The 15717-nt window shown below is 55.6% G+C and carries 20 protein-coding genes and 1 pseudogene; 14 read left to right on the forward strand and 7 right to left on the reverse strand.

Annotated features, from left to right (window positions below; translation table 11 throughout):
• Window positions 1–131: 131 nt before the first annotated feature.
• From GSM73_RS19160 to GSM73_RS19200, 10 genes and pseudogenes are all read left to right on the forward strand, one after another.
• Window positions 132–1013, forward strand: a complete 882-nt coding sequence (locus tag GSM73_RS19160; RefSeq protein WP_160893542.1) for a hypothetical protein — start codon at window positions 132–134, stop codon at window positions 1011–1013.
• Window positions 1014–1144: 131 nt separating this feature from the next.
• On the forward strand, window positions 1145–1414 hold the full coding sequence (locus GSM73_RS19165) for an AlpA family transcriptional regulator (RefSeq protein ID WP_160893544.1): 270 nt from the start codon (window positions 1145–1147) through the stop codon (window positions 1412–1414).
• Complete coding sequence (locus GSM73_RS19170) at window positions 1414–1713, forward strand: helix-turn-helix domain-containing protein (RefSeq protein ID WP_160893546.1); 300 nt, start codon at window positions 1414–1416, stop codon at window positions 1711–1713. Before GSM73_RS19165 ends, GSM73_RS19170 begins: the two co-directional genes overlap by 1 nt.
• A complete protein-coding gene (locus GSM73_RS19175; protein WP_160893548.1) occupies window positions 1710–2390 on the forward strand; it encodes a KilA-N domain-containing protein in 681 nt (226 codons plus the stop codon). The genes GSM73_RS19170 and GSM73_RS19175 overlap by 4 nt, the downstream gene beginning before the upstream one ends.
• Window positions 2387–2938: a hypothetical protein gene (locus GSM73_RS19180; RefSeq protein WP_160893550.1), complete on the forward strand. Its 552-nt coding sequence runs from the start codon at window positions 2387–2389 to the stop codon at window positions 2936–2938. The genes GSM73_RS19175 and GSM73_RS19180 overlap by 4 nt, the downstream gene beginning before the upstream one ends.
• The gene (locus GSM73_RS26555) at window positions 2935–3093 is read left to right on the forward strand and encodes a hypothetical protein (RefSeq protein ID WP_218575775.1); all 159 of its coding nucleotides are present in this window, start codon (window positions 2935–2937) and stop codon (window positions 3091–3093) included. The genes GSM73_RS19180 and GSM73_RS26555 overlap by 4 nt, the downstream gene beginning before the upstream one ends.
• Complete coding sequence (locus GSM73_RS19185; protein WP_160893552.1) at window positions 3090–3404, forward strand: hypothetical protein; 315 nt, start codon at window positions 3090–3092, stop codon at window positions 3402–3404. The genes GSM73_RS26555 and GSM73_RS19185 overlap by 4 nt, the downstream gene beginning before the upstream one ends.
• A complete protein-coding gene (locus tag GSM73_RS19190; protein ID WP_139644769.1) occupies window positions 3401–3661 on the forward strand; it encodes a hypothetical protein in 261 nt (86 codons plus the stop codon). The genes GSM73_RS19185 and GSM73_RS19190 overlap by 4 nt, the downstream gene beginning before the upstream one ends.
• Before the next feature lie 179 nt (window positions 3662–3840).
• Window positions 3841–3942 (forward strand): annotated as a pseudogene (locus GSM73_RS26460) (tail assembly protein); the annotation flags it as partial.
• Between the two features lie 640 nt (window positions 3943–4582).
• A complete protein-coding gene (locus tag GSM73_RS19200) occupies window positions 4583–5689 on the forward strand; it encodes a hypothetical protein (protein ID WP_160893556.1) in 1107 nt (368 codons plus the stop codon).
• Window positions 5690–5857: 168 nt separating this feature from the next.
• Here the strand turns inward: GSM73_RS19200 and GSM73_RS19205 are convergent, their stop codons facing one another.
• The 3 genes from GSM73_RS19205 to GSM73_RS19215 form a co-directional block, all read right to left on the reverse strand.
• A complete protein-coding gene (locus GSM73_RS19205; protein WP_160893558.1) occupies window positions 5858–6556 on the reverse strand; it encodes a hypothetical protein in 699 nt (232 codons plus the stop codon).
• 309 nt (window positions 6557–6865) lie between these two features.
• Window positions 6866–7273, reverse strand: a complete 408-nt coding sequence (locus GSM73_RS19210; RefSeq protein WP_160893560.1) for a hypothetical protein — start codon at window positions 7271–7273, stop codon at window positions 6866–6868.
• A gap of 54 nt (window positions 7274–7327) precedes the next feature.
• Window positions 7328–7678 (reverse strand): hypothetical protein, encoded by a 351-nt coding sequence (locus GSM73_RS19215; RefSeq protein ID WP_160893562.1) that lies wholly within the window; start codon window positions 7676–7678, stop codon window positions 7328–7330.
• A 133-nt stretch (window positions 7679–7811) separates the two neighbouring features.
• Between GSM73_RS19215 and GSM73_RS19220 the strand changes: the two genes are divergently transcribed.
• The 3 genes from GSM73_RS19220 (at window position 7812) to GSM73_RS19230 (ending at window position 9886) form a co-directional block, all read left to right on the forward strand.
• Window positions 7812–8006 carry an AlpA family transcriptional regulator gene (locus GSM73_RS19220; protein WP_256676983.1) on the forward strand — a complete coding sequence of 65 codons (195 nt, stop codon included), beginning with the start codon at window positions 7812–7814 and terminating at the stop codon, window positions 8004–8006.
• A 317-nt stretch (window positions 8007–8323) separates the two neighbouring features.
• Window positions 8324–9238 carry a hypothetical protein gene (locus GSM73_RS19225; protein ID WP_160893566.1) on the forward strand — a complete coding sequence of 305 codons (915 nt, stop codon included), beginning with the start codon at window positions 8324–8326 and terminating at the stop codon, window positions 9236–9238.
• Between the two features lie 423 nt (window positions 9239–9661).
• Window positions 9662–9886: a hypothetical protein gene (locus GSM73_RS19230; RefSeq protein WP_160893568.1), complete on the forward strand. Its 225-nt coding sequence runs from the start codon at window positions 9662–9664 to the stop codon at window positions 9884–9886.
• Between the two features lie 538 nt (window positions 9887–10424).
• On the opposite strand, the gene GSM73_RS19235 is transcribed toward GSM73_RS19230, so the two are convergent.
• On the reverse strand, window positions 10425–12041 hold the full coding sequence (locus GSM73_RS19235; protein WP_160893570.1) for a hypothetical protein: 1617 nt from the start codon (window positions 12039–12041) through the stop codon (window positions 10425–10427).
• 525 nt (window positions 12042–12566) lie between these two features.
• On the opposite strand from GSM73_RS19235, the gene ggt reads away from it, so the two are divergent.
• Window positions 12567–14408, forward strand: coding sequence for a gamma-glutamyltransferase (gene ggt, locus GSM73_RS19240; RefSeq protein ID WP_160893572.1), 1842 nt, complete (start codon window positions 12567–12569; stop codon window positions 14406–14408).
• A 73-nt stretch (window positions 14409–14481) separates the two neighbouring features.
• Here ggt and GSM73_RS19245 read toward each other — a convergent pair whose 3' ends face one another.
• The 3 genes from GSM73_RS19245 to GSM73_RS27585 all read right to left on the reverse strand — a co-directional run.
• Complete coding sequence (locus GSM73_RS19245; protein WP_047229383.1) at window positions 14482–14706, reverse strand: helix-turn-helix transcriptional regulator; 225 nt, start codon at window positions 14704–14706, stop codon at window positions 14482–14484.
• A 7-nt stretch (window positions 14707–14713) separates the two neighbouring features.
• On the reverse strand, window positions 14714–15268 hold the full coding sequence (locus GSM73_RS19250) for a DUF2975 domain-containing protein (RefSeq protein ID WP_076386328.1): 555 nt from the start codon (window positions 15266–15268) through the stop codon (window positions 14714–14716).
• 91 nt (window positions 15269–15359) lie between these two features.
• Window positions 15360–15717 (reverse strand): methyl-accepting chemotaxis protein (locus GSM73_RS27585; protein ID WP_256676981.1); only part of this gene is annotated, 358 nt, incomplete at its 5' end.

Genomic DNA, 15717 nt, shown 5'->3' on the forward strand with positions numbered 1-15717 from the left:
GAAATCTAACGATGTTCAATTGCAGGTGATCAGACATACACAATATGTTGGCCCGCTTAGCCGCACGGGGAGAGAAGCCCCCATACGGCCAGCCGGCTTCTCATTACAGGGTGACGGGATAGGGGTTGATCATGGAAACGGATATAGAGTTTGATGCCTTTACCGACGAGGCTCCGTTCAAGCCAATATGGCGGTTGCCCGTTATGCAAGCACGCGCCAGGCTGGTACTTGCGAACCGATCAGAACATGAGATCAGAGTAGCCGCCTCAACTATCGAGTGGCTCACCAACGAATATTTTGACAAAGAGAAAGAATCTTGGATCACCCACCAAGTGAAAACCAATGGCTCGATACTCCGTCATCTCCCCGAGGAGGACCGGACGGAATATGGATTGGGAACGCTGGTCGATCAAAACCCTGACATCATTTCTGATGAGTTCGATTTTCCGAATGAAGAGAACACTACCCGCCTAGAGGCTCTGGAGGATAGTTTAAAAGGATTCGACCTTGATGATGAGAATTTCCCTGACGCAAAACCCTATGAATACTTCGCAGTTTTAGCATTGGTGCTCATTGGGGAAGCGATCCTTTCATACCAGGACGATGAGTGGTGTCCACCCGTCCTGAAAGCAGACCTACCTATGGTGTGCCTTCGCTCCATTGCCAACAACGCGGTAGACATCATGGAGGTTATTTGTAGAGCAGAGCAGCATCAGGACGAACACGAAATGCGCAAAAGAATCGAGTTTTTCTTGCGCGACAATGAAAAAAGAATCCCCGAGCAGGTAGAGGATCTGGTGAGGAAAAAGGTTTCGCTCGCAGCCCGTCTCGCAGCCAATGCTCGACATAAAGAAACAAGCGAGAGCAGGTCAGCAGCTCTGCTGTGTTGGGATAATACCGGGTCAAACTTCAGCAGCCGCACAGCCTTCGCTCGGAATAAACACAGAGAATACGGAGTTACCGAGAGAACGCTTTATGGGTGGATCACGGCGCACGTGCGTTCAAAGACCTGACTGACTACCATCTGCGCGCATACAGTACGGTATACGCGCTAACGGTACAGTCTCCGCGCATGCTGGTCTGTTGAGAGCACCGTCGCGCAATCATCCTGTTTCCCGTCTAGATCAGTATCGGGAAACGCAAAATGCACACTATCCACGCCCCACTTCAGCCATCTGCCGCATCGGCACAGAACTTCGACCCGGCGATCACCTTGATCCGCATGCCGGATCTGGAAGCAATCACCGGCCTCGCTCGCCCCACTGTCTACAAGCGCCTCAAAGACGATCCGACTTTCCCCCGCCCAGTGCCGCTGAGCAACAGCAAGTCGCGTGGTTCGCCGGTGGGCTTCGTGCTGGCCGAGGTCCAGGCTTGGGTGCGCCAGCGCATCGCCCTGCGCGAGGTGGCCGCCTAATGAACAAAAAAAAGGCCGACCAACAGGCCAGCCACGAAAATACTCGCGTCGAGAATACCAGCGGAACGGCACAACGCGCTCGCCTTTTGGAGCGCCTGCACGCTGGCCCGATTGACACCTTCACCGCTATCCGCGAACTGAACATCGTCCGCCCTGGTGCCCGCATCAATGAACTGCGCAGCTTGGGCCATAACATCCTGACCCATCGCCTTACCTTGACCGACGATCAAGGCCGCACTCACCAAGGCATGGCGCTCTACTACCTCAGCACCAACCCACCAGCGGAGGTGAAGGCATGAGCGCCCGCATCATCCCCTTCGACTACCAGGGCCAGGCCGTCAGCTTCAATGCCGAGGGTTGGCTCCACGCCACAGTGATCGCCGAACGCTTCGGCAAGCGACTGGACCATTGGCTCGATAATGCCGAGACACTCGAGTACATCCGCGCACTGGATGAGATTCAGCATCCCACAGCGGGGCCATCCAAAATCGTGAATACCCGGAAATCCGGGTATTTGAAATCCCGCCGCGGTAACGCTGGGGGCACCTGGCTTCATCCAAAACTGGCCGTAACGTTTGCCCGTTGGTGCGATGCCAAATTTTCTGTCTGGTGTGACATGCAGATCGAGGCGCTCATTCACGGGAGCCAGGACTGGCAGCAGGCCCGTCACCAATCGGCTATCGGCTACCGCGGCTTGTGTGAAGCGCTGGCGATCGCCCACGAGGAGCGCGGCACGGCTCCCCAGCGCCACCACTTCATCAACGAAGCCAAGCTAATCAACCAGGTAATCACTGGTCAGTTTGCCGGCCGCAATCGCGATGAACTCAATGCGCATGAGTTGTTGTTGGTCACGCTGATCGAGATCCGCGACGTGTTGCTGATCGGTCAGGGCAAAGACTTCGCGGCCCGGAAAGCGTCCCTACTCCGCTACGTCCAAAGCCTGACGGCCAAGCACCTCCGGAGTGACGCCGCATGACAGCCACTCTCATGTTCAACGATGAACGGTCGATAAGTCTTCTTGCCAGCAGTCACGCCCGCCGGTATGGTCTACACGTCACTGCAAATTCAGTGACCGACCTTGGCGGGTCGAACGATTTCAGGCGCAACAGCGCCCCCATTACGATTGCAGGCGCTTTTTTTGTGCCCGCGATCTCGTTTTATGGCGGGTTGCGCAGGAGCACCCTCGGGTGCGCCGGGTTCCTGAATCTCCGGTCCGCCAATCCTGTGCAACTCGCCACCCTTCTCTGCTTGGCGGCAGGCCGTGGTGGCTCTCATGATTCGGGAGCTCCATCCATGCAACACGCCCTCAATCCGTCTGTGCTCTCTGTAGAGCTTCAAAAAGCCTACTGCGTCGAGCTGCTCAAAACCCTGCTCCGTTATTCGAGCCAGCCAGAGCTCAGTCGCATCACCACCGCTATTGAGATAGAGGTAGCCAGGATTTTGGCCAACCGCTTTGCCCCTGGCCTGAATGACGCGACCTATGACGTCTACCGTCGCTTCTGGCTCAAAGGGGGTGACGTATGACCGCCCTGTTCCCTAACGCAATCCGCGCTTTGGCCCACCGCCGCATGGCCCTGAGCGCCCTCCGGGCAAACTCCTCCCTTTCCGTGCGCTTGAAGCGTTACAACCATCACTCCGAAATCGCCCGCAAATTGGAAAACGCCGGGGGTGCGCAATGAACCGCGAGCTGCAAATCGTCGGCGCCGATCCAATCGATGGGCAAGTCCTAGGCGAGGCTGTCATTGATGCTCGGGACATGTGCTCCATGAATTTCGCCCGTGAGGAATTCAACAAGCTTGAGCGGATTCTGCTGCCGCTGATCGAGCCGCTGCTGTGTCAGCAGGAGAGCGGGCCGGCTAGCGATGTCGCTCGCCACCTTGAGCAGATCCGGATTTTCAGCGGCAATTTCTGCTGGCGCCATCGCTACTTGGGCGCCTCGCACGGCGTGGTGGGTAACCGCGCCGAAATGGGCGAAGGGGGTGCCAGATGAACGCCGAACATACAGCCCCTGGATACAAACAGATCGCCGACGAGGCCGTTTTCCAGCTGGATTGCGCCAGTGAATTCGCCGACTGGATGTTCGCACTCATGACCGCAATTCGCGACGATCATAAACATGGTGGTGGTCAAAACGCGCCAGGGTTGGCGAGCCTGGGCATCTACCTCGCCGAAAGCCATCAACCGGACGCGCATCGAATCCTTGAACTGCTCAACAGCCACTTGGCCGCGGCCGGAGGTGCGGCATGACTGAAGCAGTCCAACGCTACACCGATGTCGTGGAGGAGCTTCGTGACGCTCAATACATCCTTGCCCTGCTGGCCCTGTCGCTGACGCTGATCGCCTCGCCCTCGACTCACATCCTTGTGGCCCGCGTGACGGCCGTATTCGCGCAGCACACAGCCATGGCCTGGGCAGAACTCCTCGGCGATGTCACAGCCTCCGGGAACCCGGTCCCCCTGTGCTACGGCAAGCGCCGGGTCGGCGGGGCGATCATCAGTGCTGGAATCTACGCTGAAGACCAAATGTAGCGACGATGGTAGATTGCCTTTTTCAACGGAGGACAACGTATGCGCGGGATAGCTACTACAGCACTATTTGCTGCCCTATTGATGGGCTGCGCCACCTCCCCGGTACCCATCAAAAGTTCTGTTGTGGTGCCGGCCGAAAGGGTTCTTGCCTACCAGAAAGAAGCACCAGGCACCGGCACGATAGCGGTGACTCGAGACTCGGGCCATACGGGAAGCCTTTGCTCGGTGGGCCTTTTTGTAGACGGAAAAGTGGCCGCATTACTCAAGCCTGGGGAAAGGGTTGTCCTCCACGTCCCGGCAGGCTCTGTTGTTGTCGGTGCGGCATACCAGGGAAGCGGCATCTGCGGGATGGGTGCCGAGAGGCAAGAGCGAGAAACAACGGTCACCGGCGGAAAGGCAAAAAGCTACCGTATATCAACCAGCGGTGACGGTGTTTTAGACATTCTCCCCACCACGCTGTAGCGAAAAGACAGGGCCGCCTTCGGGCGGCTCTGTCACGCTTTGAGACAGACGATATGGTCTCACTCAGACCAAATCGTCTGTTTCGCAGCTTCGCCGGTAACCACTCGGGTAACCACCAAAAGTAACCACTCTGCTTAATCGTAATCCGTTAGCAACCACATGCATTCAGAGGCAAAACATGGAAGCTCAAGCCTATCTTCGAGAGCTGAACACCCAGCTCACCTATTTGTTTGCCTATGTGCGCAAAATCAATGAAATCGACACCGCCGCAGGTCTTTTCGGCGAGTTCCGAGGAATGCAGGATGCTGGCTGGAGTACTGTCGCCACTGCCCACGAGGTTTTCCATGAGCTGAAAGTCCTCGGGTCAAAGGGGGAGCCATTGACTCGGGCCGAGCTTCGCCAAGTGCTATGCCTATACGCGCATCTTGCCGAGGCAGGTGGTGTGTACGAGGGGTTGTTGAACACCATGCAGATCCCTCAGTTGAAGGCTTACAACCTCTGGCCGTTTCAAAAACTCGTCCGAGTGCGTCCTGAACCCAGAGCTATAATCGGCCCAAACGCTAACGCGATGTTTCGGCACCTAGCACGGGTTGCGACTGAAATAGGGATGAGCAGCCTGGCGAGGTTGTTAGAGACCACCTTTCGGGACGACATCAGAAATGCCATAGCGCATGCCGACTACACTCTCGTTCCTGAAGGGTTGCGAGTAAGGCGAAGAAACGGAGGCCAGCCAGTCATTGTCTCCCACGCAGAGATCGGAGAGGCTTTACAGATAGCAATTTTCTTCTTTGAAATGCTCCAATCCTTCCAACAGGAAATTGCAGAGTCATTTCGCCCGGCCCGAACTATTGTCGGAAGGTTCAGCGAGAACCCACCCATGGCCTGGAAAATCGAATTATCCGATGACGGGGGATTCTCCCTTTCTAGCGATGCGCCTGGCCCACAATACGATGCTGGGTATGAACGACAGAAGCGGATTAATGACCGCTTGGGCGGGCGTATGGTGGCGGCTTACATTGAACCAGGCACGGACTTGCCGCCCGGGCTCATTGCAGAGATCTCAACAATGGGCTTTGAGGTTTTGATAGTGGAATTCGAGAGTGACCAGCAATTTGCAGATCTTGTAGCTGAAGTAGAGAAGCATCAATTGTGGAACCCAGGGCCAATTCCAGAAAATTATTTTGGAAGTGCGCTCATGTCGACACCTTTGGGATTTCAAAAAATCTCAAACGGGAAGCAATTCAAAGCCTCGCTTCCCGTTGTTGAGGAAGTTCTGGTGGCATGATCTATACGGAATTCGGTTACGCGCTTGGTCTCAGGCTTTGTCAAGTTCCACGCTGCCCCTATGTCAAGTTTTGACAAGTTTTCGGCGTGGACCAGATCACCCGCCAATTACCAAATGAAACCGCCTCTACCGGTTACCATCCATCAAAGGAGTATCCGATCAGCACTATTAGATACCTAGGCGACGCCGCTCATCATCTGACAGTGGATTTCTTAGCGCTTCACGATATGCCGCCTCGCACTTTTGGAAGAACGGTCGGTGAAACACTTGAAGTGCTAATCCAGTCAGCGCGCCAAACCTGACCCAGAATATATAGCGAACCGCACCTAGCGTGAGCGAACTTCGAAAGCTGGTGGGGAGCTGTGTTTTTGAATCTACTGGCACGATGAGCCCTCCGTGCCCAGCAAATTTATGCTCACCGAACTGCTCGTAAAAAGTTTCATATGTTGGATCTGCATCGATATACAAACATACGGTGTTCCTACCCGCCCGGCCCAAGGCGAATTCGCTTACAGCTAATGCCCGCGGGCCACCCGACTCCGCGACGTGGCAACAGAGGAGTTTGGCGAAGTAGCGGAATACGTTTAGGTACGCCGTGGACGACAGTTCATATTGCGGTAGGTTGAATACTGATTCCGGAGACTTACCTTGCGATGCCAGCTCGGATACCAAGGCACTAAACCGGTCAAACTCACGATCAGGAGCTTGGGTTTGAGAGCTATTACATGACGCACATATGCGAGCCGAGAAATGAAAGGCCTGGGACTTCGGACCTTGCGCGTCACGGGGAACGCTTTTGCCATCAAAACTGCCGATGACCATAGGCTCTCTCCCAAAGATCTTTCGTAACGCAGAAGCTTTTACCATGTGTTCTCCCGTGAGAGATTCCGGGGAGCCACATAGGCAGCAGCGGTCAGCTTGATATGGTTCGAAAAAAAGTCCCATCGTGCGGCTCCTGGCGATCAAGAGAAACTTGGGTTTGTCGACGATTCAGGCCGCCCACTTGAAAGCGCAATGATAGTCGTAGATGGAGAGCCTGAAACTAGTCCTACCATTTGGGCAAACCTCTCAAGGGACTAACATTTACTAACAGGCTGCGGGCGTTGTCACCGGCGCCAGGCTGGCCTGATGTCAACATTTGTCAACAACTCGCCAGGCTCCGTCCCCGATCCAATGTCAGGTTCCGGACTGCTGCTCTTCGAGGATATGAGCCTCGAGGTTGTGAAGCGTATACGAGAGATCCCCAGCCGGGTCGTATAGCTCGCGAACCCATTTATCACTCGTTGGATTCGCATTCACGGCGAGCCTGAAGTTAGCCGACGCGGAACGGAGCCCGGGCCCAAAATACATTTCTTCCAAACGGGTTTGTGCTTGTTTTCGCCGGGACATGGTTCCGTGCTTAGCAGCGGTTTTTATTTCTTCCTTGATCGACTTCAGCCGAGATTGAAGGGTGGCAGTCTCATTTGGGGAGAAGGACTTTCCAACGCCTCCCTCCCGCATGAGTGTCTCCAACTGATCGTGTAAACGGCGAATCTCGTCAGCCATTTTCCGAGCTTCAACAAGGTCTATTGTTTCTGTGGGCATGCGTCGCTTCCTGCTTGGGTTGAAAATTACCAATAGCGGCATTCCTAACCGACTTCAAGTACCGCGCAACAGATCGGCCGGTATCCACTTTGGTATCCACCATTTGTTAGCAAAAGTTAGTCCGCGCGGCATCAGCCACAGGGCAAGTTCGCGCCACGCATCCAGCCAGTGACCATTCGCGGTGACCATCAGTAGTGACCACTCCCACCGGTCACCGACGCATTCAACGCTGATTGTGAAAACCAACCCCATGAATGAGCCTTCACGCACGATCCTCTCGCACCCAAAGGCCCGCGAAATCCCTGTGGGAGCGAGATTCCCAACGCTGGTACGCAGTTCAATACGCACGATCGGTACGCAGGCAGAGCTCTTGCCTGCCAATGCTGTTAAGTCGGTATCGATCATGGCCCTGACAACGCTCCCCTACCGGCGCAGAATCGATGAATAATCACAGCAGCGGCCGCAGAGCTCGGCTCGGATCTATCATGCGGTCAAAGGTGAAGTCATGAGCGACACCCCCGACGAACCCATTCAATTCATGCGCCTCCGAGAGGTAAAGGAAATGGTAGGGCTCAGTACAATGACCATCTACAGATTGGTAGCGGCCGGTCAGTTTCCGAGTCAGGTAAAGCTCGGGCCAAACTCAGTCGCCTGGGTGAAATCGGAGGTCCAGGAATGGTGCCGACGCAAGGTAGAAGACTCGCGAGCTCCCAGCGGGAAAGCTCCTAAATAGGTTGATCGCACCGGTGGTTCGCACGATAAGTTCGCACTTGGTTCGCAACCACCATTGCGCGCGAACCGCGCCGCCCACGCTGACCTTTCGCGACCAAGTCGTAAGACCCGGAGAGGCGCACGCGCATCTCTGTTATCAAAAGTTATGGTCGGCGACGGAGGTTTCCACTTAGGTTTCCACGGAATTGCAGTGGCTTCCACTGGCAACCCTGGCCAGATACCGAACAAATCCACGGGCGTGACACGACGAGCTTGCAAGCCCTTCACAAAAGCCGACGGGCGCGTAGGATCAATATGCGCAAATAGGAGGGCGCCGTTATGAAATTGATCATGGACTTCAAGGCGGACTGGCACGAAACGCTCAAGGAGATCATGAAATCAGCATGGGATCTCGACACAAAAGCAATCACTGAAGACGTTCCTGTTCACTACTTCAACGCGGCCCAACGCCGCATAACCGCGACGCCGAGAAATATTCTTGTTTCTGACACTTTTCACTGCCCGGCCGAACATTTGCAGGGGTGGGAACAGATCAAGCGAAGCGTGATAGAGGGCAGGGATCTCAACCCCCACCTGAGCAAGCGCATAGGCAAGGTTAAAAAAACTGATCTACTGCTCAGCGACTGGGGAGTACACCATCTACATCTAGGCACCGAGTTAGAAGGACGGTACACGGCCAGGACAGGCCCACTTCTGTTTGCACGAGTGACCGCAGACAATTTTTATGCGATCGATGTGTACACGCACGACGATTTTGAGGACGCCGACATTGTGGAGGTCGTCCATAGGAATTGGCCTGAATCGATAGAGCATTGGGCGCTTCGAGGAATGCAATCGAAAGAGACACTGACATCCGATCAGCGCAAAACACTACGAAAGAAAAGGTACAACTCATTCGTTCAAGTAAACGATGGAACCACATATGCGCCTATTGGCGGCGGATATGTATTTTCTGGCCACAGCATATTTGCGATTACGGAAATGGATAAAGAGCATCACTTTCTCGAATGCCTGGAGCGGCTCATTCCCGAACTGATGCCAGAATTGCTTCCCGAACTTGAAAAGCGCGGCTACTCAGAAGACGCTGATATCAGGGTCAGCCTAGTGCTGACTGATCTCGCTTACTTTGCTCACTTCACTGAATATGGCATCGCCACCGAGCTACAGAAACGCCCCCCGAGCCCGTGGACCGGTGCAGTTTCCCATAATGCGAAAGACTTGAAATGGGGCTAAGCATGGCGCACGAATTTCCTGACTTTGACAGTACTTTGACGGAATGTAAGACAAGCATGAGACGAAAGCCGCGTAGGCCAGACGTCTGAGACTTTTCGCGCGCCAAGGCCGTCAAACAGACGAGCCGGGAACGCCGATACCCCTGACAGACCCCAGACGGATACGGCACTTTCGGCCCGCCTACTTTTACCCGGCCTTTACCGAATCGCTGGCGAATGTGAGACAGGCATGAGACGGATTCGATGAAAGCGCCGTCCGAACGCACGCTGTAGCCCCTGTGGGCGGGGCTCACGCATTGAATGCGGGGAAATCCCGTATCACATCGCCAGGCCACTTTGCCGCCGACAGACGCAAACCATGTAAAGGTGATTTCAGACATTCGCGGCGCCGATGCTACGCTTCCTCGAAACACGGGGAGCCACCATGACGGACACCAACCTGATCGCCAGCCTGTTCGACCGCCTGAATCAAAACCAGCTCGCCCTGGGCGCCGCGGTTGAGGAGCGTTCCAACTGGGTGGAGCAGCGCGGATCTGCAGACATCGCGGCCAATGTGCGGGCCGCACTCGAAACTCTCGATGAGAACCTGATATTCATTCGCCAGGGGATCTCCGAGCTGACCGTCGCCGGCAGTCTGGGCCAGGAGTGACGCACGCTAGGATTCTGGACAGGCTCTGGACGGCTGGAAAGAGCGCAGTTCATCCCGCTCGGCCCATGGGCCAAAGCCAGCAAGAGCTGGGGCCAGATCGGGTAGGCGGCCGGAAGCTAACTCGTCCAGAAACAGGGACGAGCCGCGACAGTCACTTGCGGAACTAGTAGCCCAGGGTCGAATCAGGCAAACGCTCCATAATCCTTGACCACCCTTGACGGGGCCTTGACGAAATTTTAGACAGGTCTTGACGGATTCGCAGCGCGCTACTGCCCACCGTCGCGCTGAAAACCATGCTGGGCAACGCTTTGCGGACATTGGCGCGGCTTGGCCAGCACCAGCCTCGTCAAGAATTCAGGAGGTGGCCGTCAAGGTAATTGTTTGATCCACGCCCTCGCTGGCGGATTGGGTGGTGAAATACCGGGGCAGACAAATGCTTAGCGCACCAGGCAATACTAGACAGGCCCTAGACGGATTCCCGCCGGCAGAATTCCTCTCAGTTGTCGGGCGGCCTTGATGCGTGCGGCTTCCTGCCACGTCAGTGGTTTTTTATTGGCAAATGTTCACCACAATGCCCAATAACGATTTTCCGCTCATCTGCAAGCCATGCAAAGTGCAGTCTGAGAGTTTTGCGAGTATCGTCTGCCTTGCCAATTTTAAGATGCCTGAACATATTGATATCGACATCCCGGTATCTAAAGACTCGCCTTTGCTTTAGCGAAGGGCTATTCATCACTGTCTCAGACTCGTTTGCCGCGTACTCCGAATTGGTGAACACCTCCATAGCTTTACTATCCCCACCATCGATTATCGCCTCGATATAGGAAGTCATCAGCCTCCTTAGCATATCCAAAAGGCGACGAGTCTGCGTAAAATCTTCCACTTCGTCGGCACTTGCCAGTGCAGAAGGGAGAATTTCGCATCGATCAGGGAAGATAGTCTCTATAATTTCTAAGCATTCACGCGGAGTCGGCTTGTCACTCCTACAAGTAAATTCAAGAAGATCTAACAATTCCTGAGACTCATCCAACCGCGCCGACGGCTGAGAATAGGAGCCGTGCCGAGCCTTAAACTTGAGGGTTCGAATCTGACTTTCTAATTCTTCTTTATCCGACGTCAGGCTTTCTACTTCGATCTGGGCAGAATCGACATCACTTTCTAGCAAACGAATACGCTCATTCTGAGCCTCGATCTCGTCCCACACTAGACCAAGCTCGTCTTCAAGCTCTGATTGACTGCGAACTTGAGCTAGATGAGTCTTTCGCTGTGCCAAGCGCTGTTTTAATTTAAGATTTGTAACCATTTCTAACGTAATTCTACCGCGAGACAACGGGATATTTGTCAGATGGGTTACCAGCGATAGAATATAAGAATTTATTGGCTGCCCAACGGAAAACTCAGCTAGATCCTCGGCTCTGAGCAGCCGACTTCCGATGAAACCATTCGGTTTACGAGTCGGTATTAAATTTACTGCCCCATCCCAGGCTGACCACTTTCGCCCTAGGTGTTCTTCCATATCATAGCTATCAAAATCGGGCGAAACCTTAACCACCTGCGCCAATCCGAACAATTGCTCCTGAAGTTTATTCAGTTCAACGTTGTATTTACCATTTCTATTTGGACTTATAAGCAAAATTGGAAACGAGCGATCTGGGCTTTCAATCTCATTTAAAAATGCGCGATAACTATCTAAGGAACCGCCCACTTCTTTTAGAGCCACCCCTGGAGTTTCCTGAGAAACGCTTGAGGACGAATCCTTTAGATTATCAAGAACAAACTTAATCAGCTTCGGCCTAGCTGCGGTTACTGGGCTCTGCACTAGCGTACTCATATCATCCGTGTGAACTGAGCAGGTAAAATCAAAAGAATTGGATTGTGCAACCAGTCCTATATCAATTACCCACTGCCGACCACGTACAACTGAATCGCTATGCTTCAAGCGCCAAGCATAGGTAGAACGATCATCTATTTGAAAACACTCACATCGTAGCCAACTGTATTCCGGGCCAGCGCCTTGGAAAACATTGTCCCTGCAGATCTCCTGAATCGAGAACTTGCCGTTGGTTGTTTTGCGCAACCAACCGTGGATGGCTCGTAGCGCAACCACTTGGGCATCTAGGCCGTTTGCTGAGAAACGATTGGTGTAGACCTGCATACAACGTTCCCTGTTCATGATGGCATTGTGCCTAGGGTCGTATGAGACCAGCGCCAAGGTCAAGACATTTGTCCAAAGACGCTCTGACCGTCAGAAATTATCGTCACAGCCAGCATTACCGCAGGAAGAGCTTTCAAACAATACAGCTGTACCCAAGGCTTTCTAAATCAGCCCGACAGCAGCGGACTTGGAGACCGCTGCGGTGGAGGTGATTCGTCGGGAGCCGCCCCTTCTCTTTAAATTTTTGCAAGGAATGAGCTGCTGGGGTGGCATAGCAAGCCGCGCGGTGTATCCCCACATGTATCCCTTACACAAAATGAATTCAAAAATACCTTTAAATACAATAGGATAAATCTGTAGTTCAAATGACTGTGTACCACCAAGTACTAAAAACGGCTTATCGAAAGATAAGCCGTTTTTTTATGCCTCGATAAAAGCCATCCCTCAAGTCCGCGCTGATTTGCGCCCGACGCCTCGCATCGCTACAGTCGATCCCTATCCCCTGGCCCACGGATGGAGCGACACATGCTTGCAGATATGAAACCAAATCTTCATCGCCTGTCAGCCGTTTCGCTGCTGGCTGTCGCCCTGGCACTCGTTGCCTGCAAGGCCCCGCCCTCCTCCACAACCCCAGCGTTGCCCGTCGCACCGGAGATCGCCTCCGGCTATCGCACCGACTTGCAGACTCGCCACGCCGATAAGCACATGGCCGCGGCGGCCAACCCGCTGGCGGCCGAAGCCGGGCGGCAGATGTTGCGGCGCGGCGGCTCGGCCATCGACGCGGCGATTGCCATGCAGGCGGTGCTGACCCTCGTGGAGCCGCAGTCCTCCGGGATCGGTGGCGGTGCATTCATCGTGTTGTGGGACGGCAAGGCAGTACGTACTTACGACGGTCGCGAAACGGCACCGGCCGGCGCCACCGAGAGACTTTTCCTGCAAGCAGATGGCAAACCCATGCCGTTTACCGCCGCGCAGATAGGCGGCCGTTCCGTGGGCACTCCGGGCGTGTTGCGGGCACTGGAACTGGCCCATCGCAAACATGGCCGACTTGAATGGGCCACGCTGTTCGAGCCAGCCATCGCATTGGCCGAACAGGGTTTTGCGATCTCGCCCAGGTTGCACTCGATGATTGCGTCCGACGCATCCTTGCCGGGGTCGCCGGACATGGCCGCCTATTTCCTGAACGCCGACGGCAGCCCGAAGGCGGTCGGCACCCTGCTGAAAAATCCCGCTTTGGCCGACGTGCTCAAGCGCATCGCCCGCGAAGGTCCCGACGCCTTGTACAAAGGGCCGATTGCCGAAGAAATCGTCGCCAAGGTGCAGAAGCATGCCAACCCCGGCAGCCTGTCATTGAATGACCTCCAGGGCTACGCCGCCCGGGAGCGTGCGCCGCTTTGTACTGACTACAAGCGCTGGCAAGTCTGTGGCATGGCGCCCCCGTCTTCGGGCGGGATCGCCGTGGCGCAGATCCTCGGGACCTTGCAGGCATTGGAACAGCGCGACCGCCGCACGGCCCTCGCGCCCATGAAACCCGTCAAGACCGATAAACCCGCCGGCATTGAGCCGACGCCCGAAGCAGTGCACCTGATCGCCGAAGCCGAACGCCTGACCTACGCTGACCGCGCCCTGTATGTCGCTGACTCGGACTTCGTCCCCGTACCGGTCAAAGGCCTGGTCGATCCCGGTTATCTGGCCAGCCGCGCGAGCCTGATCGGTCCACGCAGCATGGGCATCGCCAAACCCGGCACACCACCGGGCGTCCAGGTGGCCTACGCCCCGGACCGTTCGCCCCTGCGCATCTCTACCTCGCAAGTGGTGGCAGTGGATGACCAGGGTGGCGCCGTGTCGATGACCACCACGGTGGAGTCAGCGTTCGGCTCACACCTGATGGTCCGGGGTTTCATGCTCAACAACCAGATGACCGACTTCTCGTTCATACCCGAAGAAAATGGGCAAAAGGTCGCCAACCGCGTCGAACCCGGCAAACGCCCCCGCTCGTCCATGGCGCCGACCCTGATCTTCGATCGCCAGAGCGGTGAACTGCTGGCCGCTGTTGGCTCACCGGGAGGCTCCCAAATCATCGAATACGTCGCCAAGTCAGTGATCGGCCTGCTGGACTGGGACCTGGACGCGCAAGCCGCCATCAATCTTCCCAACTTCGGCAGCCGCAACGGCCCAACCGAACTGGAACAAGGTCAGTTCAGCCCGACGCTGATCCAGGCGTTGAAAAACAAAGGCCATGCCGTGAGCGAAATCGACATGACCAGCGGGACCCAGGCAATCGTCCGAGTCCGTGATGCCCAAGGCAAAACCTCACTGGCCGGTGGAGCGGACCCGCGGCGTGAGGGGCAGGCGCTGGGGGATTGAGCGTCGCGGCCATCCGACCGGTCTGCGAAGTCGCGTCGCCGCCCATCGCGGGCAGGCTCGCTCCCCCAAGGGGTCAGGCCTTGGGGGGATCGCTCTGCGGTTGGTAAATCAGCAAATCGGCGGGCTGACATTGCAGATGGCTGCAAATGGCTTCGAGGGTAGCCAGGCGAATACCCTTGACCTTTCCTTGCTTCAACAAGGAAAGGTTGGCTTCCGTAATGCCTATCGCGGCGGCAAGGTCCTTGGATTTAACCTTGCGCGTCGCCAGCATCACATCAAGTTGAATAACGATAGGCATAGGGCTCTCAAACAAAAGTCCGGTTTTCTGAATCGACTTCACTGGCCCGGGACAATATCCGGGCAATGATTGCAATGCAGGCTGCAAGAAACAACGCGACAAACGACGGGGCGGTAACGCTGAGGGTAAGCAGACGCTGACCGACCGGTGCATTGATCGTCACCAGCAGGCTGAGAAACGGCTCACACAGGAAATCCAGCAGCACCCACAGCGCCACAGCGCGACCTACCTTCCCCAGGCAAACGGCTGCTTCGCTGGAAAAGTACTCGCCTTGGGCATATCGCTGGAACAACTGCCGCAAATGGCCCAGCCCGATCGCCAGTGCCAGCAGCGGTATGCTCGACAACAGCATTGCGCCAAGGCACTGCCAGCCAGTCAAGCGCATAGCCTCTGCTGACAAGCTCGACAGCTGTCGCTCGGTCAGGGCAAAGCCCAGACCGTATTCTGAAGCAACGTCAGGAAACAGCCAGACCCCGGCGTTGAGGACCATCATCGTGATAATGAAGACAAGTGTGATGACAGCCATGCGCTGGCTGTACAGGGCGAGACGATTCGAGGACATGGAAGGCTCCACAGAACAAAGGAAGCGCAAACCATAGCGGCGAAATTATCGTATAACAATAATTAATATGTAAAAAACGATAACATCAAACTCAAGTCGACAACTGATTGGCAAACTGGCTCACGGCATCGACCACCTTCTTCGCACCATCCTGAATCTCGACGATCACCGTCCCCGCCTCCGCTGCCAGGGCCAGACCCTGTTCGGCCTGGTGCTGGCCGTCGGTCATCAGTGCCACGGCGTTGCGGGCCATGTCCTGGTTCTGGCGAACCACGCCGACGATCTCATCAGTGGCCTGACTGGTACGCGACGCCAGTTGCCGCACTTCATCGGCCACCACCGCAAAGCCCCGGCCCTGCTCACCCGCCCGGGCGGCTTCGATGGCCGCGTTGAGCGCCAGCAGGTTGGTCTGTTCGGCAATGCCACTGATGGTCTTGACGATGGTGCCG

Origin of the sequence: Pseudomonas sp. PICF6 (assembly GCF_009831705.1) — a bacterium.
Classification (GTDB): domain Bacteria; phylum Pseudomonadota; class Gammaproteobacteria; order Pseudomonadales; family Pseudomonadaceae; genus Aquipseudomonas; species Aquipseudomonas rhizophila.